The 19,229-nt window shown below is 66.3% G+C and carries 15 protein-coding genes, 2 tRNA genes and 1 pseudogene; 8 read left to right on the top strand and 10 right to left on the bottom strand.

The genetic code is table 11. From position 1 onward, the window contains the following. Positions 1 to 220: 220 nt before the first annotated feature. The 5 genes from C1701_RS16680 to C1701_RS16695 all read right to left on the bottom strand — a co-directional run bounded on the left by C1701_RS16680 (position 221) and on the right by C1701_RS16695 (position 2,827). Positions 221 to 874, bottom strand: a complete 654-nt coding sequence (locus C1701_RS16680; RefSeq protein ID WP_337661748.1) for a DUF3558 domain-containing protein — start codon at positions 872 to 874, stop codon at positions 221 to 223. Then, entirely contained in the window at positions 871 to 1,161 is a 291-nt protein-coding gene (locus tag C1701_RS16685; RefSeq protein ID WP_026417089.1) for a hypothetical protein, read from the bottom strand. Before C1701_RS16685 ends, C1701_RS16680 begins: the two co-directional genes overlap by 4 nt. Positions 1,162 to 1,184: 23 nt before the next feature. Next, on the bottom strand, positions 1,185 to 1,319 hold the full coding sequence (locus C1701_RS27560; RefSeq protein ID WP_272500032.1) for a hypothetical protein: 135 nt from the start codon (positions 1,317 to 1,319) through the stop codon (positions 1,185 to 1,187). 495 nt (positions 1,320 to 1,814) lie between these two features. Next, complete coding sequence (locus C1701_RS16690) at positions 1,815 to 2,372, bottom strand: DUF3558 domain-containing protein (protein WP_245588660.1); 558 nt, start codon at positions 2,370 to 2,372, stop codon at positions 1,815 to 1,817. Positions 2,373 to 2,401: 29 nt separating this feature from the next. Next, positions 2,402 to 2,827 carry a hypothetical protein gene (locus C1701_RS16695; RefSeq protein ID WP_103056187.1) on the bottom strand — a complete coding sequence of 142 codons (426 nt, stop codon included), beginning with the start codon at positions 2,825 to 2,827 and terminating at the stop codon, positions 2,402 to 2,404. Positions 2,828 to 3,047: 220 nt separating this feature from the next. Between C1701_RS16695 and C1701_RS16700 the strand changes: the two genes are divergently transcribed. From C1701_RS16700 to C1701_RS27565, 4 genes are all read left to right on the top strand, one after another. Then, positions 3,048 to 3,458, top strand: a complete 411-nt coding sequence (locus tag C1701_RS16700; RefSeq protein ID WP_337661749.1) for a hypothetical protein — start codon at positions 3,048 to 3,050, stop codon at positions 3,456 to 3,458. Positions 3,459 to 4,800: 1,342 nt separating this feature from the next. Further along, positions 4,801 to 5,190, top strand: coding sequence for a hypothetical protein (locus C1701_RS16705; RefSeq protein WP_103056188.1), 390 nt, complete (start codon positions 4,801 to 4,803; stop codon positions 5,188 to 5,190). Between the two features lie 15 nt (positions 5,191 to 5,205). After that, on the top strand, positions 5,206 to 5,844 hold the full coding sequence (locus tag C1701_RS16710; RefSeq protein ID WP_103056189.1) for a DUF3558 family protein: 639 nt from the start codon (positions 5,206 to 5,208) through the stop codon (positions 5,842 to 5,844). Between the two features lie 5 nt (positions 5,845 to 5,849). Continuing rightward, positions 5,850 to 6,686: a hypothetical protein gene (locus C1701_RS27565; RefSeq protein WP_337661750.1), complete on the top strand. Its 837-nt coding sequence runs from the start codon at positions 5,850 to 5,852 to the stop codon at positions 6,684 to 6,686. 37 nt (positions 6,687 to 6,723) lie between these two features. Here C1701_RS27565 and C1701_RS16720 read toward each other — a convergent pair whose 3' ends face one another. After that, positions 6,724 to 7,641, bottom strand: a complete 918-nt coding sequence (locus tag C1701_RS16720; RefSeq protein ID WP_337661751.1) for a universal stress protein — start codon at positions 7,639 to 7,641, stop codon at positions 6,724 to 6,726. Between the two features lie 2 nt (positions 7,642 to 7,643). On the opposite strand from C1701_RS16720, the gene C1701_RS16725 reads away from it, so the two are divergent. Both C1701_RS16725 and C1701_RS16730 read left to right on the top strand, forming a co-directional pair. Then, positions 7,644 to 7,719: transfer RNA gene (locus C1701_RS16725), tRNA-Thr, on the top strand. 638 nt (positions 7,720 to 8,357) lie between these two features. Further along, positions 8,358 to 8,433 (top strand) — tRNA-Thr (locus C1701_RS16730). 224 nt (positions 8,434 to 8,657) lie between these two features. Here C1701_RS16730 and thiG read toward each other — a convergent pair. Then, positions 8,658 to 9,029, bottom strand: a pseudogene (gene thiG / locus C1701_RS16740) (thiazole synthase); the annotation flags it as partial. On the opposite strand from thiG, the gene C1701_RS27570 reads away from it, so the two are divergent. Then, positions 9,016 to 9,159 (top strand): hypothetical protein, encoded by a 144-nt coding sequence (locus tag C1701_RS27570; protein WP_337662326.1) that lies wholly within the window; start codon positions 9,016 to 9,018, stop codon positions 9,157 to 9,159. The pseudogene thiG and the gene C1701_RS27570 overlap by 14 nt on opposite strands. 963 nt (positions 9,160 to 10,122) lie before the next feature. On the opposite strand, the gene C1701_RS27575 is transcribed toward C1701_RS27570, so the two are convergent. Together C1701_RS27575 and C1701_RS16750 are read right to left on the bottom strand one after the other, a co-directional pair. Beyond that, positions 10,123 to 10,527: a hypothetical protein gene (locus C1701_RS27575; protein ID WP_337661752.1), complete on the bottom strand. Its 405-nt coding sequence runs from the start codon at positions 10,525 to 10,527 to the stop codon at positions 10,123 to 10,125. 471 nt (positions 10,528 to 10,998) lie between these two features. Beyond that, positions 10,999 to 11,481: an SMI1/KNR4 family protein gene (locus tag C1701_RS16750; protein WP_103056191.1), complete on the bottom strand. Its 483-nt coding sequence runs from the start codon at positions 11,479 to 11,481 to the stop codon at positions 10,999 to 11,001. A gap of 121 nt (positions 11,482 to 11,602) precedes the next feature. On the opposite strand from C1701_RS16750, the gene C1701_RS16755 reads away from it, so the two are divergent. Next, positions 11,603 to 11,908: a tyrosine-type recombinase/integrase gene (locus tag C1701_RS16755; protein ID WP_337662304.1), complete on the top strand. Its 306-nt coding sequence runs from the start codon at positions 11,603 to 11,605 to the stop codon at positions 11,906 to 11,908. A 536-nt stretch (positions 11,909 to 12,444) separates the two neighbouring features. On the opposite strand, the gene C1701_RS16760 is transcribed toward C1701_RS16755, so the two are convergent. After that, a complete protein-coding gene (locus tag C1701_RS16760; RefSeq protein WP_103056192.1) occupies positions 12,445 to 19,224 on the bottom strand; it encodes a polymorphic toxin-type HINT domain-containing protein in 6,780 nt (2,259 codons plus the stop codon). Positions 19,225 to 19,229 lie beyond the last annotated feature (5 nt).

Genomic DNA, 19,229 nt, shown 5'->3' on the forward strand with positions numbered 1-19,229 from the left:
GACAACACGCCCCGACACCAGCACTGGAGTGTTCACGTGAGCGGACTCCGCGATTCGCGTAACCGGTTCGTCAGAACACATCAGCTCAGAGGGAGCAAGGCCAACAGTCGATTGCGCCGCGTGCGCTACCCCCAGGGGGGCAGCAGGGCCAACATGAGGCCAATCACCGCCCCGCCCACTCCAAGTCGACGTCCCGTCTTTGTCAATCGCATCTTTTCGCTCACCTTATCCTCTGGGTCCGCCGATCCGGACAACGCGATAAGTGCACGCAGCTGATTACTGCGGGCACCCACCTGAACGGCAGTTCTGGTTCGAGGACTCCGGCCACCCGCTCAGCGGACTCACACGCCTCCTCCCGAGACTCCGTGAAGCTGACCACGACCGTCGCGTGGGCTGATTCCCCGAGTTCCATCGAGATCTGGCATTTATTCGGCTCACGGTCATCCGTAATCAACAACGCGCGCAGCGGACCAACCTGGTATTCGGTCAGGTTGTAGTCGGTCAGGTTGAGCTCGTCCAAAGCTCGATCAACGCGAATGTTGATAGACAACAGCGGGGTCTCCAACGGCGCCACCGTATAACTACACGCATAAATAACGCCGACGTCTTCGAAGTCAGCAGTAGAAGGGTCGAACCCCAGGTCAGCAACTTGCTCGGCGTCGAGGACCTCGCAAGGCAGCACGCTCGCCAACTCCTCCTCAGACGACGGCCCATCTTCAACAGCCCTACCCGCCGTATCAGAACTACCTGGAACCGGCGTGGGGACGGAGAGAGCTTGCCCAGGGGTTTCCGAGGTGCAGCCCGTCACAACGGCGAGCAGGGCAACACCAGCAGTAGCCACAGCACAGCGATGACGGGGTGTCCAACCGATCATGGAAGGTCGTCTCCGGTGTTGGTCAGCAGGGTAGCGTTCTCAGCATCCCGATTCTGGGTGTTACGGGCGGAAGCCCTGATCGCTGCGGCAAGGTCCTCGAGCGCCTTGATGTAGAGCACGAGGTTCTCCCTGGCCGAAGTAGGCGTGCCCATCGCTGTCACCCGGTCCTGCTTGGCCATCGTCAACGCCACCGGACTGGAACCAAGCCGAACGTCCTGCTCCAGAAACTCGAAGTACCTGAGCCGCTTGCGGGCTCGGACGGCGATGGCGTCGATCTTGGCGGCCATGCTCTCGGCGCTCTCGGGGTCGATCAGACCTTGCCCGCCGCGGCCGCCGCGCCGAACGCCGCGACACTGCCCGTCATCTTCGCCGTCGAGGGAAACGCGGAACCGACACCGCCGCCGTCGCTCTCGATGTGCACACTGCCTCCCACATCCTCCGCCACGGACCGACCTCAGCCGGTACGCCGCACCGGCCAACGCTACCAACGGCGACGCCACGAACCAGCGGGAATCGGCGCACCTGTGCCGAACGGAGCAGCAACGCCGAACAGCAGAGCGCGAACCCGAACGAAGTCCGCCACCACGGCCCCCGACCCACCCGCCACCACCCTCGAGAGCGACGCGATCTCTGGTGACAGCTGGTCCGTTCTCACGCACCTACCGACACCCGTGTCCGAACCGGAAGCATCGAACGACCATGACGAACAGGCCAGGCCCATCGGAAGGCACGACCTGGCACCCGTCCGACACGGGTGCGCCGACGGACCGGTTCCCCCTCCCACCGCCCCCACCAACCCGCTTCCACATCTCCCGCAGATCCAGCAGAAGGCACCAAACAGCGTCTGCCCTCGACCGTGGCTGAGGCAGCTCAGCCAACCACACCGCTGCCTCTCGCACCCTCGCGATCAGTGCCACCCCACTCCCTCCGGAGGGTAGGCTCACCGCGCCTCACGGGGCAGTTCTGGTTCAAGGACTTCAGCGACCCGCTCAGCGGACTCACACGCCTCCTCCCGCGACTCCGTGAGGCTGACTATTACAGTAGCGTGGGCTGATTCCCCGAGTTCCATCGAAATCTGACACTTGTTCGGCTCACGGTCGTCAGTAATCAACAGTGCACGCAACGGACCAACCTGGTAATCTACGAAGTTGAAGTTGGTCAGATTCAGATCATCCAAAGCCTGGTTCGCGCCGATGTTGATAGACAACAGCGGGTACTCCAACGGCGCCGCCATGTAATGGCACATGAAAATGAGGCCAGCGTCTTCGAAGTCAGCAGTCGAGGGGTCGTACCCCAGGTCCGTAACTTGAACAGGGTCGAGCACCTCACAAGGCAGCACTCTGGCCAACTCATCGAAAGAAGACCCATCCTCGACCGAGGATGTGCCCGCTGTATCAGAACTACCTGGAACCGGCGTGGGGACGGAGAGCGCTTGCCCAGGGGTTTCCGAGGTGCAGCCCGTCACAACGGCGAGCAGGGCAACACCAGCAGTAGCCACAGCACAACGATGACGGGGTGTCCAACCGATCATGGAAGGTCGTCTCCGGTGTTGGTCAGCAGGGTAGCGTTCTCAGCATCCCGATTCTGGGTGTTACGGGCGGAAGCCCTGATGGCCGCGGCAAGGTCCTCGAGCGCCTTGATGTAGAGCACGAGGTTCTCCCTGGCCGAAGTAGGCGTGCCCATCGCCGTCACCAGGTCCTGCTCGGCCATCGTCAACGCCGCCGGGCTGGAACCAAGACGAACGCCCTGCTCCAAAACGTCGAAGTGCCTGAGTCGCTTGTTCGCACGAACGGCGATCGCGTCGATTTTGGCGGCCATGCTCTCGGCGCTCTCGGGGTCGATCGAGACCTTGCCCGCCGCAGCGGCCGCGCCGAACGCCGCGATGCTGCCCGTCATCTTCGCCGTCGAGGGAAACGCGGAACCGGCACCGCCGCCGTCGCTCTCGATGTGCACACTGCCTCCCACATCCTCCTCGCGGACCGACCTCAGCCGGTACGCCGCACCGGCCAACGCTACCAACGGCGACGCCACGAACCAGCGGGAATCGGCGCACCTGCGCCGAACGGAGCAGCAACGCCGAACAGCAAGGAGCGGAGACGCCGAACCGTGTGCCGCGAAGACCCGGGCCCGCAGGAGGCACGGCCGCCCTTGGCCCGCACGGGCCTCCTCGTCGATGCTCGACTCCATCGACGAGGGAACCCCGATCATGGCGGAGGCGATGGAGGCCCGCCGGGCCGGGTTACCGGTGGACTCGTCCAGGGCCCGGGAGATCGCCGACCGGTACTCGGCCTGGCTCTCCGGGGTGTGCGGCAAACCGGACTGCCCCGAGTTCCGCCAGCAGTCGGCGAAGCAGCTGCGGATTGCCCTGGAGCTGCACGGCACCAGGAACGCCGAGGCCGATCCCCACTGGGAGTCGCCGTTCACCGGCCCCCACGACCGGTACCTGGACCTGGTGGCCACCATCAACGGGCATCCCACGAGCGACGAACTCGTCGGCATGATGGCCGACCAGGTGCCCTACGCCTGGCTCGCCGACGCCCTCAGGGCCTCCGCCAGCTCCTCCGAGCCGGGGACGGCTGCCTGAACCAGCCCTCCGGTGGACGGGACGGTCGAGGACGCCCCAGGTCCGCCTGGGCCAGGGCCGGCGGGATGGCAGGGGACAGGCCCGCTCGGTGTGCGGCGCCACGGGCACCGTTACCGCTGCCCCACCGCTCGGGGCGAATCCGTGGTCAGGGCGGGGGAACCCGCCGGCCGTTCTTACGTCACCGTGACGGAACAGCCCGGTGTGGCTACGCCGGCGAAGATCCCTGCTCCACCCCGCCCAGGCGCCCCTCGACCCAGGGGCGCGGGGTTCACGACGTCACCGTCGAGGCACCCGCGCCCCTGAACCCGGCGGAGCGGCGCGGACTTGGGGGTTGTCCTCGCGCGGGGACGACCGCCCCGCCCCCTTCGCTGAGCCCCTACTCTTCCCCCGCCTTTCCGTTGGTTTCGTTTCGTAGTCACCAACCAAACGATACGAAATACCGTGTGCAGGTCAGCGCGTGATCGACCGGCACCACCGCTGGCGGGGACGTGCTCGCGCGGGGGCGCCCCGACGCTCGGCGTCGCGGGGGACCGTGGCGAATCTGGTCGTGGTGCGTCCGCTCGCGCACCCGGCCCGAGCGCGCCTCGCGTCTTGCACGTGGTCCACGCGGGGAGGGCTGCCGCCGTGCGGGTACGAGGTGTCGGTGGCGAGGTCCCGGGCGGGAGCCACCGGGTCGGCATCCGTGAGGGGGAGGCGGACGGAGTGGTCGCGCGCCGGCGGCGAGGCGTCCTCGCCGCGGGTGAGCGGAGCCCCGCGATCGTCACCCCACCACGTGGTGAGGGGAGTGCGCGGGTAGGAGCCCGGTGCAGGGGGGCTTCGCTCCTCGCCGGTCTTCTCCGTGCGCATGCGGTGATTTTTAGTGGCCGTTCGGATACCTTGAGTAATATGTGATAGACCGCTATCAGTACGGTGGTGGTCGGGGACACGCCCGAACGGAGGCGACAGCTTCCGGCCCACCGTCACCTTCGACGAGGACACCGGCTTCGTCCGCGAGCTGGAACACCCGCACGGGCCCCCACTGCCCGCCGAACAGTTGAGGTTCGGCGACGACGTGGAAACCGAGCTCGGCTCGACCGCCTGAGCGGCACGGGGTCCTCCGGGATCATCGACGCGGGGTTGGACGGTCCGGGGCGTGGAAGGGAGTGGGCCAGCCAGGCCGCAGGACAGTGTCGACGGGAGTGCGACCACCTCACCGGGCCATACCCGTCCGCTGAAACGGTGCTCCCGCCCCGCTCGGTGCCACTGCTGTCCTGCGCGCGGCGTGCCGTGCCCTGGGAGGGGACGAGAGCGGGGCGCCCGCACAGTGTGCTGTTGGTTGAAGATCTCCTGGGGAGGAACCGCCGTGAGCGGCAGCTACGAAGTGGACCCCGAGGCCCTGCCTCGGGCCATCGCGGAACTCAAGGAAGCTCTGGATTGCGTGCTGGACCTGCAGTCCGTATCTTCAAGACTCGAGTTCAACAAGCCGACACGAGGCGATGACGCCATCAGCCTGAATGCTGGCGAGGAGTTCGTGAAGCTCGCTAGCTCCCCCGAGTCCGGATCTCTCGCCCTTACGCTGATGAAGCTCCGCGATGAAATTCTCAACACGATCGACAACTTCGAGGACATGCTTAGGGAGTACTTGAATCTCGAGGAAGGCGCTACTCTTCCAGAGTATGAGGGCGAAGTGACGAAGTTCGAGTACTCCAAGGCATATCAGCAACTTGTGGCTGGCGGCCACCTCGCAATCTGAGAAGGAGCTGAACAGATGGTGGTACCGCATCGCCGCAAGTTTGGCCTAGCCCTCCTGACCCCCTCCATACTTCTGGTTGCCGCGTGCTCCAGCGCGGAGACAGGAGGCAGCGAAGGGGCTAACATTGAACCCTCAGAGCTGGCTCCGACGAACTCTGCTACGGCAATCGAAGATGGGGACAGTTCCTCACAGTCCGCTTTGCAGATATCCACGCCACTTGACCTCTCAGACATAGCGCCGTGCGATTTGCTATCAGACGAGGCAGCGCGAGCCACTGGGTTCGATCCAGAATCCAAGGACCTGCGCGCGAATGTTACTGACCCGACCGCCGATGGCGAAATTTGCCTATTGTCGGGCATCGAGGACGAATACTCGGGCGTCACCGTATCGGCAATGCCAGAACTGAGTATTTCGACGGCCTATGAAACAGCATCCGGATATGCAGTTTCCGAGCACCGCACAGTCGGCGACTACCCCGCACTCCACGCGAACAAAGTCGAGGATCCCGCACGGTGCCCGCTGTTCGTGGGCGTCGCCGAAAATCAAGTGCTTTTCGTCGACGCCAATATTCGCGAGGTAGAAGATGTCTGCCTTCACGCAACTGACGTGGCCCAAGCCATCATAGACGATCTTCCTCACGCATCTCAGGAGTAGCACACATGCATCTCGAGACCACGTGTGAGTACTTCGGCGGGAAAAACGCCAAGCAGCTGCACACGGAGATCAACGGTGTGGGCCATGGTGGCAGCCACGCTGAAGCGCACACAGTTTGGAACAATGTCGGCACAAGCTTCGGCGACCTAGCGAACTTCATCAAGGGTGCCATGGCTCGCGCGGCCGACGCCCATCAAGGAGAGGCAGCAGAAGCATCTAGAGCCTCCACCCTGCCGCTGGTCACCTACACCGACCAGGCGTCGAGCCAGGCTCAGGCGATCGGCCAAAGCATTTCCACCCAGGGTTTGCACCGTAGTTCAGCGGTCCACAGCATCCCCGAGGGGCAGGACGAGCCCAAGAAGGAGGGGTTCGAGGTCATCCTCCCCTCCAACTGGACCGGGCACGGTGACCGCATGGAGGCCTACGAAGCGGAGAACGACGCCGCCCGCGAGGTCATGCAGACCTACCAGAACGAGACCAACAACGTTCTGATGTCCGTCCCCTCCTTCGAGGAGGTCCCCAGCACCACCTACTCCGCCAAGGGCACCACCAACCCCGAGTCCATCGGGAACGGGATCCCCGGTGGCGCGCCCTCGGTGCCCAGTGTCGGCGGTAGCGGCGGCGGAGGGGGCGGCGGCTACGGTGGCGGCACTCCCGGTGGCGGGATGAACTGGAACGGCACCGGCGGAGGGCCGGGGACGCGGTGGCCGCCCGGTTCCGGTGGCATCGGGAGGTGGCGCGGTTCCTGGCGGAGACGGCGGCGCACGGGCCGGTGCTGGTGGTGCTGGACGACCTCCACCGTGCGGGTGAGGAAACGCTCCGCCTGCTGTCCTCACTGGTGAACGGCGGAGTCACCGGCCCCGTGCTGGTGGTGGGCACCTACCGGACGACGGACCCACCGCCGCCCCTGACGACGTTCCTGGGGCAGGTGGCGCGAGCCGAACCGGTCCGGGTGGCCCTGGGCGGGCTGGACCGGGACGAGGTGTCGGGGTTGGTCAGCTCGATCACCGGGCGCCCCGTGGACGCCGCGACGGCGGCGGCGGTGCGCGGACGCACGGGCGGCAACCCGTTCTTCGTCCGTGAACTGGCCCGCCTGCTGGACTGGTCCTCCGGCCGCGCGATGATGACCGGGCAGGACGCGTGGTGCAGCAGGGTGCGGCTGGTGGACCCCAACAACATGCCGGTGAAGCCTCCACGGCCCCGGCTGCCCACGATGATCATCCTGGCCCGTTCGGCCTGGCTCAACAGGCCCGGCGCGGGGCGGTCTCGCACCACTATGCGTCGCACCCGAACGTCCGGGTACCGCTCCTGCCAGCCGGCGAGGCGTTCGGCCAGTACCCGCTCCTCGGTGGCCTCCACCGCCTGCCAGTCGACCATGTTCCTGGTGAGTTCGAAATCGCTCTCGAAGGCCGCATCGACCCAGGTGTGCACCGCGAGCAGGTCGGCGTCCCGGAACGCGGCCTCGTCAAAGGCGAAGGCGATGGCGCGTTCGCTGGTGGGGGACCCGTCGACCCCGACGACGATCGGCCCGGTCTCCGGAGGCGGCCCGGTGGGGGTCCTGCCACGGATCACGGCGACCGGGCTGTGCCCGTGGGCGGCGAGTCCGGTGGCGGCCGAGCCCACCAGCAGGCTGGAGAAGCCGCCCCGGCCTCGAGAGCCGAGGACGATCAGTCGGGCCTGTCGGGACAACTCGATCAAGGCTGGCACTGGACCCTCCATCCGGGTCTCCGGCCGGATGTCGACGTTCGGGGCGACCTCGGTGGCGACCTCAGTGGCCCGGTTCAGGTACGCGGTCACCCGCCGACGTAGCTCAACTGGCAGAGCACTCGCCTTGTAAGCGAGTGGTTAGGGGTTCGAGTCCCCTCGTCGGCTCCACCGCTGTTCAGAGGGCATTCGGGTCGCGGCCGGGGGGGACGGGCTCCGCCTGGGGACCACTCGCCTCGCGGCTTTCCCCTCCGGCCGGCCCGGTCGTCCGCCGGCCGGGGCGCTCCACGTGGCCGTGCCGCTTCCCGCTCGTCGGCCCACCGCCGGCACGCGGTCGGTGCCCCGCACCCGAGTCGCGTTCCTGGCCCTCCGCTCCGGATCACCACGAGGCGGGGCGCGCCCCCGACTGGAGGGCCGCCGCACCGGTACCAACGCCCGTCGGTGTCCCCGCGGGTCGACACCCGCCGGTGAGGGCTGGGTGGTCCGCCGAGCCGTCGTGGAAGGTGTTCCGCCTGGGTCGGCCGCCGGGGCGGAGCCCCATCGCCCACCCCGGCGCGGCCGTGCCCGTGGCGGCTCCCGGGCGCCGGCGGTGCCGGGATCAGGACCGTCGGGGCGACGGGGACGGGCGGCAACCGGCGTGGCGGGGCTCCCAGGGCGGTGAGCCGACCGCGACCGGCGGTGGTGGCGCGGGGAGGCTGACCCCGTCGCTGGCCCGCTCCTCCCGCCCGATCCCGGCCCCCGCCGCCCCATGCGAGGCCCGGTCGTCCGGTGGTTCGAAGGGACGGTTCCTGGGGCGTGCGTGGTCACCCGCCGACGTAGCTCAACTGGCAGAGCACTCGCCTTGTAAGCGAGTGGTGACGGGTTCGGGTCCCCTCGTCGGCTCCACCGCTGTTCAGAGGGCATTCGGGTCGCGGCCGGGGGGACGGGCTCCGCCTGGGGACCACTCGCCTCGCGGCTTTCCCCTCCGGCCGGCCCGGTCGTCCGGTGGTTCGAAGGGACGGTTCCGGGGGCGTGCGCGGTGTCGATACGATGTGGTCGGCGACCGCGACGCCCCTGGGGCGTGCGCGGTCACCCGCCGACGTAGCTCAACTGGCAGAGCACTCGCCTTGTAAGCGAGTGGTTAGGGGTTCGAGTCCCCTCATCACCGCCGCGCAGCCCGCGTCCTCCAGCCGGCGCGCGAGTACCGGGTCGTCGTTGGTGTAGGCGAGGACGGTGAAGCCGTCGGCCACCAGTCGTTCGGCCGCGTCCAGCGTTTCGAACGGGTCCGGGAGCAGCGTGTCCTCGTCGGCGACGACCTCCAGTTTGACCCAGTTCGTGTCGAGCGCCTCCCTGGCGAGCTGGGCCGTCAGCACCGCCTCCGCCGCGCTGCGGCACCCGGCCGTGTTGGGCAGCGTCCCGACCCCGCACCGGCGGAGCAGGTCGAGGACTCCGGGGCCTCCCGAGGTGTCGGCCCTGCGGAGCGACACGGTGGTTGATGTCGTCCAGGCCGAGGACCTCGGACAGGACCTTTCCTCCTGCGTCGAGGACGACGTCGATGACGGAGCGGGTGTCGGCCAGGGTGGCGTGGGTGGTAGCGACCTGTTGCGCGGTGTATCCGTTGTAGGTGCGTGAGACGCGCGGTGTGGACCGCTGTGGAGTGGATCGCGGGGAATGCAGCTGTGCCTGGACGCGCTTGCCGAGCAATAGCACACTGCGCACGACCGTGGTGACGGCCTTGCCAAGCGCTGTTCTGCGTAACCGCTCAACGATGGCCTTGGCCTGGAGGTTCAACCAGCGGTACAGCAGCCCGTCAGGGTTGCTGAAGGTGACGGGGGAGGTGCCCGGCTGCTCAGGCTCCCAGTGTTGGAGCGAGCTGATTGAGTGCCTAGCTCGGCTCGATGGAGTCCGAGCCTGGGAGCCGAGCACGAACCCATCCGGCACCGCACCCGGCTCCCCTCGGGAAGACCTCGTCTTCACCATCGGGGCCGGCCGCCGTCACGATCCGCCGCTCGCTCGTCCGGCGCGCCCGAGTCGGAGGCCTCGCCCACTGACTCACCCAGCTGCGGGCTTTCGAGGGGGTGTATTGCTCCCGGCTGAAGCTTTCATTCCTGCAGGGAGTTCAGAGGACGGCAGGATTGGACTGGAGCGAGAGCGGGCTCATCCTCGCGACGCTGACCGGCTGGCCTCTCGACCCTGCCGACCTCACCTGCCGCTTCTTTACTGGGTCAGGCTCGGGCGCGCGTCCGCTTCCACGACCTACGGCACTTGACGACGCTCCTCCGGGAATGGGGAGTCGAACCCGTACTGATCAAGCAATTCCTCGGCCACGCCCCACGTCGGCGTCTACGCCCACGTACGACTCCGCCTCCAGCGTCAGGCCATCGACACCCTCGGCAGCAACCTCGGCCCGACCGACGCCCCGGACGACCCGCCCACCGCAGCCGTCGTCCGCTGACGTTGCCGTCACCGTTGCCGTCAAACGGCAGAAGGGGCCCACCGGAGATCGCTCCGGTGGGCCCCTTTCTCAGCCTTCTTTCCTCAGGAATTACATCGCCCAGGAATTAGAAAAGCATCAAACCATGCACCCAACGCAGTCTACCCGAACGAAGATGTGGCGCTCCCCGGGTTCTTGTAGGCGGCCGCTAGGTTCTTATCGAAGATCACGAGTAGAGCATCGGGCATATACGTGAATCCCGCACCTTCAGCCTCACCTAGTGCAATGACTAGGTTCGACCCGTCAGGGAATCCGAAGTTGTAGGCCCAAGGCATCTCTGGGCATCCCTCGTTAGGGATATGCCAGGCGATTCCGATACTCGCGATCGGAGCACCCAAGATTCTCCCCCAATCGACGTGGTCACTCACGTCGATCGGATTCCCGGGCAGATCGGTGCCCGCTTCCTCGGGGCTGATGAATTCAATTGCCATGCCTTCGTTGACGCCATCCATTGCCCAGCATAGAACCAGCACGGCCCCGCTCTCCATGCCCAGTTCAACGGCCATGTCGACTTCGTGAGCGCGTTCTTCCCTATGCCCTTCGGGCCAGCCCTCCCCTCGCGGCGCCACGTAGCGAACAGTTCTCACGGCCTCGCCCGAGACGGCCTCCCGGAGTTCAGCGAGCCCAGCACCGCTACGGGCCAGAGCATCCCACGGTTTGATTACCAACATGTCTGATACCGCCCGAAGTACTGGAACTGCCCATTTGCATCGAAGGTTGCCCAGCTCCCGCGTCCAGCCGGGTCCGGCGTAGTATACCGCGTCCCACCAGTGCAGGTTTCGGACTCTACAGGAGAATGGACGTGTGATGCCGAAATAAGGCGAAGTGCTCGAACCTCCTGATTTCGGGATTCCTGGTTGGTGGCCGTCGTCCACTGGTGACCCCGTCGATCGAAAATAAGGTCCCCTCCGCCGCCGCGCGAAGGGGACCTTCATCTTTTCGTGGAGGCGGTCGAACCCCCTTGAAGAAGGCGCTACCTAAATCGGCGAGCTATAGGGAATCAGTCGAGCCAAGAACTCCTCGAACGATCCCGCTACTGTCCGAGGGATGCGGTCTTCGTCGACGTATGCAACAGATGGCTCACCGTACGGGCCGGATTGGGAGTAGTCAAGCATTACAACGTCATGTCCGCCAGAAGGCATGTCGCAAATAACTACACCGACATCTGGATAGCCCCATTCAGCGATCGAGTCTGCGCTCCCCAGGCCGGAAGAAGAATCAATCCCCCATGTCCCTCCAACTCCGAGAAGTGCACGTACCTCGAAATGGTCGGCAGCCCACGATGTAGTGAACTCTGTAGGGAAACATCGCCGCTTCAACACTCCGCCATTCCTTATCGATAGAGCTGACACATAGCCTTCCGGGAGGCGCAGTCCTAGAGAATCTTCTGCGTGAAGAATCATGTCGTTGCTCAGTGGGGGGCCCGTGTAGTAGTCTCCGTCCTCAAACAACTCGTTCATTGCTAACTCCCTATGGAGAATCCGTCAGTGCGAGCTGTGCGCTTATGCTGCCAATCCCATGTGGAGCATGGAGGGCGGCAGAACTGGACTAAGGTGACAGGGTCGCGTCCTCACCACGCCGATCGGACGACCTCTCGCCCCGGCCAGCCTCCCCCGCCGCTTCCGCAGCTTCCTCAACCGGGCCGGACTCCGGCGCGTCCGCTTCCACGACCTCCGCCCCTCAACCACCACCCTGCTCCTGGAACAAGGCATCGACCTCGTCGTGATCAAGGAGCTGTTGGGTCACGCCCACATCGGCGTCACCGCCACCGTCTACGCCCACGTCCGACTCCGACTCCAGCGCCAGGCCATCGACACCCTGAGCGACGCACTGGCTGAGGGCGACGACTCCGAAGAGTCACCACCCTCAGCCGTGACCGTCTGCTGACGTTGCCGTCAGCGATGCCGCCAAACAAAGTTATGTAGGATTTTGGCCATCTGGTGCCACAGGAATATGTGCCACAGTCACTACGCCAAAGAATGAACTTTCCACCATAATGCGGTCACCTGGCGAATAGATCCAGAATTCCGGTGCGGAGTTTGCAATATCCGGCAGGTGAAGGATGGAAGATTCAAGACTCATTTCTATGCTTGGAATTGACAGGTTTGCCCAGAAAAAAATTAGGCTGCCAGCCATCGGGGTGAACTGTTGGACTACTGAGCTTAGTTGGACGGAATCCGATCCCATTGATCTGAGTACCAAATCATCAGCCACCGCGCCCCACGTGATCGCACCGTCGGAGCTGCGCGGGTAGCGACGGAGACTTTCGCGCTCGTACTGGAGATGCTGATCCAGATTCAGTAGCTGCACGCCCGGCTGGCCAGCCCAAGTTAGCAGTCGGTCACCTTGCTGATCTGCGCGAACCACTCGAACCATAGATTTGGGTAGGAGGTCTGGTCTGGTTCCGTATACATCGTCGAGCGTCATGAATTACCACCAAGTATTCTCGCGAAATCGTCTTCTGTCCCATTCCATGGCACTGCCCACTTGCGCGCCGAGTCTCCCTTTCCGACTTCCACGTTGATATGTGGGCCCTTCACTGGGTCGAAATCCATCCTGAATCGCTTGTATTCACCGTTAACCCGAGTAGTGAATCCCACTACCTTGTCGTAGGTCGTCGGTGCAGATTCGAGCCGTCCATGGTACGGCTTCCGCGTAGCTGGATCAACCTCACCCAACAGATCAAGCGCTTGGTTGCGGGCTTGTTCGAAACTGTCAAACCTGGGCAGGGTTACTTCCTTGCACGCCCCTCCGGAATTGTGGACAAGCACCGGCGTGGTGCCGGCCAGTACATAGTACGTGTGGATGATGTTGATGGTGAGGTTGTGGACGCGGTGGTGGTGGGGGTAGGTGTGGGCGTGGGTGATGGTGGTGTGGTCGCCGGTGGGGGTGAGGAGGGTGTCTCCTCGGGTGAGGTCGGTGGCGTGGGTCCAGTGGCCGTGGTCGTCGGCCCAGAAGGGGTGTTCGTCGGTGGCGGTGACGGTGCCCGGGAGCTGGTCGGGGCTGGGGGTGTGGCTGACGTCGACGAGGGTCTTGGGTCCCTCGTTGGTGATGGTGGCCACGACCCGTTGGGGCCCGATTTCCCCGGTGTCCGGGTCGGAGGCGAGGACTTCGTCCCCGAGTTGGATGTCCTCGATGGGTTTGTGGGTGCCGTCGGCGAGGAGGACGAGGGTGCCGGGGACGAAGCTGTTGACCCGGCAACCGGCGCTGCGGAGCAGCGCGGTGGCCTCGTCGCGTTCGCGCCGCCAGGTCCGGACGCGGCCGATGGCACGATCGATGGCCTTGATGACAGCAGGAAGTTTGCCCACTTTGTTGATAGGCATGAATCCGAGCAACATGACACCACAAGCCAGGATATCGGTCCTGGTAAAGCAGTCGTTGATGGTTTCTAGGTTGAGTACCTCAGCAAGAATGGTTCCGCCGGCATCAAGGACGATATCGATGACGGAGCGGGTATCGGCCAAAGTGGCCTGTGCTGCCGCTACCTGCTGTGCGCTGTGCCCGTTGTACGTACTCGAGACGCGTGGTGTTGGACGCCTCGGTGGGCTGGATAAGCGAGGGCGTTTGTTCCAGCTCCTAATAATCGGGACAGCTTTGGTGAAGGGAAGTCGCGCGATGGCATCCCAAAGATTTCTGGAAGTAAGTGCTTGAGAGCGACGAATGATTGGCCCGATGAAGAGCAGCCCGTCAGGGTCGCTGAAGGTGACGGGGGAGTTGTTGGCGTAGGCGTACCCGTGCAGCTGTTGCGGGTCGTTGTGGTCGATGATCGGGTCGACCGAGATGAAGCGTCCGATGTGGGGGTCGTACTCCCGCGCACCGAGACTGGTCAGGCCGGTGGATTCGTCGATCGTGCCCCCGACGAAACCCTTCTCCCCTGGCCAGTGGTCCCCGTCGAGGTCACCCCGTTGGTCCCCGAACGACGACATCCGCCGTCGAGTGACCTCCATGGTGCTGGCCGACACGGCGGTCAGCGATGTGCCCTGGTGGTCGCCGAGGAGGAAGGAGAGGTCCTCCCCGCTGCGCACCGCCACGACCTGGCCGTCGTGGTCGTAGTAGCGGGTGGTGGTGACTCCGCCGTCCTCCAGCCGCAGTTCCTGCTGCGGGAGGTAGAGCGTGGCCGTACCGTCCGGTTCCTTGCGGAGCAGACGGGCACCGTCCGCGGTGTAGATGTAGGAGGTGTCCTCCCCGTCGGGTCCGGTGACGGTGTCCAGGCGACCTTCCTCGGTCCACTCCAGGGCCTGGGTGGTGCCGGAGACGGTGCGGCTGGTGGTGTTTCCGGTGGAGTCGTAGGCGAACTCGTCGATGGACTCCCCACCGGGACCTTCGGAGTGCACCGAGAGGAGGGTGTGCGGCTGGGCCTCGCCCGCTTCGGGGTAGGTGAAGGTCCGAACCGTGTCACCGTCGGCGGAGTGTTGGGTTTCCTTCGTGCGGTTCCCGACGACGTCGTACTCGTAGGACGTCCAGTACGGCTGCGGGCCGCCGAGAGCCGCTGTCGACCGCTCGTCGTCGCAGTCGCCGCCGGGTGTCCAGGCGTCGGTCATCCGCCGGAGGTGGTCGTAGGCGAAGCACTGGGTCTCGACCGGCGTCTGGTCGGGCGCGGTCCCGGCTGGGCGGTCGACGATCGAGGTGATGTTGCCGGCCGGGTCGTAGCTGTAGTGCAGATCCGAGATGAGATCGCGTTCCGCTGTCCGGTGGGAGACGATGCGGTCGAGCCGGCGAGTTCCTTCCTCGTAGAAGTAGGTGAGCCATGACCGCTTGGTGCCCGTCCCCAACTGCAGGCGGAGTGTCTCCCCGAACGCCGAGTAGTTCGTCTCGCTGACGTACGGCACCTGGGTGACGGCGTCGGCATACACGCCGGTGGTCCTGGCCGGTAGGCCGAGCTCGCCGTAGATCCGGCTGATCGTTTCCTCGGTCAGATCCCCTGCGGCAGGTATTCCTTGGGCGCGGATCTGCCCGGTCTCGTTGTAGGTCGTGCGGTAGTCGTAGTTGCCCGCCAACTCGCCTTCCGACGCGGGAATGGACACCCGGGTGCGCTGTGGCCGCCCGCCCTCGTCGTACCAGGTCACCGAGGTGCTGTAGGCGTTGCCGTCCACGTAGCGGGTCGAGGCGGTGGGGAAGCCCTTCAACAGGGTGTCGTAGGTCCAGGCCGCCAGCTGGGTGCCCTCGGTGGAGCCTGCGTACAGCCCGGTTCGACGGCCGAGCGCGTCGTAGGTGTAGGCGAGGCTCTCACCTCGGGAGTCGGTTGTCCGGACGAGTTGACCCAGCGTGTCGTACTCGTTGGTGGTCACGCCCCGGTCCGGGTCCTCAGTCCGGATGGTCCGTCCACGCTGGTCGTACTCGTACGTCCAGATATTGCCGGCTGGGTCGACGACCGACGCCAGTTCACCCCGGGGGGTGTACGAGTAGGTGGTGGTGTCGTGGTCGCCGGTTGGTTCCCCGCCGTGGTACTGGCGCCGCTCGATCAGGTTGCCCCGGGCGTCGTTTGTCACCCGGGTCGCCGTTCCCCCCTCCGGTGGTGCGATGCTCGTCCAGTCCCCGCCGTAGCGGTAGCTGGTGCGCCATTGTTCGATGCCGAGCTTGCGGAAGATCTCCTCGGTGGGACGCCCGAGCCCGTCGTGGACCGTGCGTGTCTGGGCTGGGACGACGTTGTCGTCGACCAGCAGGAGGTCGGTCGCGGGTGGGTCCTCGTTGTAGTAGGTCTCGTTGGTGGTGGCCGCCAGCCCACGGGAGTCGTAGCGGATGTCGGTGATGACCCGGCCGCCAACCGGGCTGGGCAACTGGGTCTGGCGAGGGCGCAGCAGCCCGTCGTGCAGCTCGTGGCTGGTCCGGTAGCTGCGATCGTGCTGGAGGGCCTTCGTTGTCACCACCACCGGGCCAGTGGTGCGGACCAGGTAGCTGAACTCGCTGTTCGGCCTCCCGCGTGACTTCGAGTTTCCCGGGAGCCATACCTTGGTGAGCCGGCCCAACGGGTCGTACTCCAGGTCGGTGCGCAGGCCGTTCGGGTCGACCTCGGCGAGCGGTTCGCCCCAGGCGGGGTGCAGTTCGCTTGTGGTGGTGTGGCCGAGCGCGTCGGTGATCGCCACCTCGGTGACGGGGCCACCGGTGGCCGGGGTGTAGGCCGTGGTGCTGGTGTTGCCCGCCGCGTCGGTCGACTTGACCGCCCGTCCGTAGGTGTCGACCTCGGTGCGCTGGACTGTCGTGTGGACGCGGGTTGAGCCGTCCCAGTCGGACACCTCCTCCACCCGCGACACGTTGCCGCGTGTGGGGGGCGTGCCGTGGTCGGTCGCTCCGTCGTAGTAGCTGCGGACCTCGGAGTTCAGGTCCTCCGGGAAGCTGGGGGTGACGTCGCAGGACACCCCGAGGGTCTCGATGCGGCTGGCGTAGCTCAGCATCCAGCGCGCCTCGTTGGGGGCGTAGGTGGTGCGGATGCAGCGTTCGTCACCGGTGGTGCTGGTGTCGCCGAGGTCGTTGACCTGGGTGAGCAGACCGCGGTCGTTGAAGGTCCGGCGGACCTCGGTGGTCTGCCATCCGTCGTCGGTGCGGGTGTAGCCGCGGACGCGTTGGATGTCGGTCAGGTAGCCCCGGGTGGTGCCGCTGGTTCCGGTGGGCCCGTGCAACCACGGTTGGTTGATGGTCTTGGCCTGGACGGTGCCGCCGGGCTTGTCGTAGGTCAGTTCCTCGAGCAGGAATCCGGCCAGGCGTTCGTGGTCGCGGGTGGTTCCGCCTTCGGAGTCGGTGACGACGACGTCCCGGGTGCCTCCGGTTGGTGTTCGGCGGTCCCCGTCCATGCCCCGCAGGAACACCTGTTCGGTTCGGCTCTGGGTTCCGCTGTCGTCGCCTTCGGTGACCCGTACGCGTTCGTAGCCGCGCCATTGCGACCAGCTCCGGCGGTCCTCAGGGGTGAACCGGTCGTCGTTGTAGCCCCAGGCGGCGGGACCCACGTACTCGTAGTTGGTCTTTACCGGTTCGGAGCCGCCGGTGCGGTCGTCCTCGACCACGTCGGTGACGACGTACTTGTGGAACCAGTCCTGCACGACCTGTTGCCCGGGTGGCGCCCAGAACACGGGGTAGCAGCGCCACGCGTTCGTGTGCGGGGTGGGCAGGCGGTCCGACCGTCGGCAGTCCTGCGCGGAGTAGTCGACCTGGAGGACGCCTCCTGTCTCGTTCTTCACGGTCTGGATGCGCCGCTTGTACATCGGCGCGTAGCCCTCCAGGGCGTCGACCCGGTTGACCAGCTGCACCCCGTCAAAGTCGATGACGGGGGTGTCGGCGGTGCCGCCCACACGGCCCTCGTGCTTGATGGTGTCCAGCCATAACGCGGGGCTGGTGCCGTCACCGGAGGCGGGGAAACCGTGGGTCAGGGTCCAGCGGTCCACGTCGGTGTGCGTCGACCCGGACAGGATCTGGGTGGTGACCGATGTCAGGCGTTTCCGCGTCCAGAAGGTCGGCGTGATCAGTTCGGTGCAGGTCTGACCGGCCGCGCAGTTGTTGTCGTAGGGGGTGTCCGGCCAGCGGTGGGCGTTGGCGGTGGTCAGCTGGCTGGGGTTGCAGGCGAAGGTGTCGGTGGGTAGGCACCGCTCCGACACGCCGAACAGGACCCGGGCGGGGGCCGGCGCGTACTCGTCGTTCAACCGGTGGCCGTACTCGATGCGCTCCAACCACCCGGACCGCGCGTACACGGTGCCCTGTGACGGCTCGGCCGCGCGACCGTAGTGGTTGAGTTCCTTCTGGTAGTAGTACGTGATGACGTTGCCGTTGGGGTCGACGACGTGGTCGAGGTTCCACCGCCACGTCTGGTAGCACCACGAGGTGGCGAAGGTGGAACCGTGGCAGGGTTCGCCGGCCTGGTTGCCGTAGACGGGCACGTTCCACGCGGAGTTGGTCTCCGGCTTCCCGGCAGTCCATCCGGGGTGGCGGTTGCGGCCGAACACGTACTGGGTGCCGTCGGTGCTGGTCACCCGCCACCACTCGCCGTTGTTGTCGCCGTTGGATGCGCCGGTCAGGCGGGCGATCCGTGACCCGTCGTCGTCGACCATCCGCCAGGTTCCGCCGGAGTCCAGGAACAGTTCGGAGGAGCTGCCGTTGAGCACCAGCGTGGCGTTGTCGCCGTCCCAGCACTGGTCGCCGGTGCGGGGCTGGCCCGGGGCGAGGTCCTCCAGGCACGGCACGTACCGGCGTTCGATGTACCCGGACCAGAGGTCCCAGCCCTCGCCGACCCAGGAGGTCTGGTTGTTGGTGGAGGCGACCCGTCCGTCGACGGAGCCGGAGGAGTAGCCCAGCGCCAGTGCGGGGGGCGCCCCACCGGGGCTGGGGGGCATCCGGAACGGGTACGACCAGGTGAAGTTGCCCGCCGACCCGCCGGCGGTCCAGGACGCGGACGGGGAGAGCTCGGTGGCCGAGTAGTCGCCGCTGTCACCCGCCACGTCGGCGGTCACCGCGTAGAGACCCGGTGCGGCGACCGCCGGGGCCGTCAGGGTGCCCGCCTCGGTGTCGTTGTCGGCCTCGACCGGGTCGCCGGTCCCGCAGTCCTGGCCGGTCGCTGGTTCCACCGCGCAGTCGGGTAGGCGCACCAGCCGCAGGCGGCGGGACCAGTCTCCACCGTAGCCGTCCCGGAAGGCCGAGTAGTCGACCTCCAGGCTGATCGCGGCGTTCCCGCCGTCATCCTCCTGGGCGCGGGCCTGCCGCGTCCCCGCTTCGTCGGTGTCCACTTGCAGCAGCAGGCCGTGGACCCCGGCGCTGGTCGTGGTGTCCTGGTCGAGGATCTCCACGGACACCGAGGCCGGGGCCGGCAGCTCCGCCGCCATGGCCCGGGAGTCGCCCTCGGTGGCCTCCTCGGGTACCGGCGGTCCGACCCGGACCGGCAGGCCGGGCACCCGCACGAACGTGGCGGTGGCGGCGCGGGGTGACACGGCCTGGTCGAGGTCGACCTCCACGCGCGCCGGATTCGGCCAGTCCGCCCGCGGAACCGCGCTCTCGCCTTCGGCATTGGGGGGCAATGGCTTGGGCTGGTGCGCTGATCCGGGTACCGATGGTTCCGTCTGGAGTTCGGGGAGATCCACCTCGATCGGCTGAGCGACGGCCGGGGTGACGACCAGGGTCCCGCTGATCAGCGAGGTGATCAGGGTGAGCGTGATGGCCTGGCGAAGGGGCCGGCGTCTGTGTTCGGGTAAGAGCGGGTCCGGGGGCGTCGGACTGTCGGGCATGCCTT

The organism is Actinoalloteichus sp. AHMU CJ021 (assembly GCF_002895405.1).
In the GTDB taxonomy this organism is placed as follows: Bacteria; Actinomycetota; Actinomycetes; order Mycobacteriales; family Pseudonocardiaceae; genus Actinoalloteichus_B; species Actinoalloteichus_B caeruleus.

Coding starts and splice junctions, on each gene's coding strand:
- C1701_RS16680 (WP_337661748.1), bottom strand. CDS start 874: ATGATCGGTTGGACACCCCGTCATCGCTGTGCTGTGGCTACTGCTGGT.
- C1701_RS16685 (WP_026417089.1), bottom strand. CDS start 1,161: ATGGCCGCCAAGATCGACGCCATCGCCGTCCGAGCCCGCAAGCGGCTC.
- C1701_RS16700 (WP_337661749.1), top strand. CDS start 3,048: ATGCTCGACTCCATCGACGAGGGAACCCCGATCATGGCGGAGGCGATG.
- C1701_RS16710 (WP_103056189.1), top strand. CDS start 5,206: ATGGTGGTACCGCATCGCCGCAAGTTTGGCCTAGCCCTCCTGACCCCC.
- C1701_RS27565 (WP_337661750.1), top strand. CDS start 5,850: ATGCATCTCGAGACCACGTGTGAGTACTTCGGCGGGAAAAACGCCAAG.
- C1701_RS27575 (WP_337661752.1), bottom strand. CDS start 10,527: ATGGCCGTTGAACTGGGCATGGAGAGCGGGGCCGTGCTGGTTCTATGC.
- C1701_RS16750 (WP_103056191.1), bottom strand. CDS start 11,481: ATGAACGAGTTGTTTGAGGACGGAGACTACTACACGGGCCCCCCACTG.
- C1701_RS16760 (WP_103056192.1), bottom strand. CDS start 19,224: ATGCCCGACAGTCCGACGCCCCCGGACCCGCTCTTACCCGAACACAGA.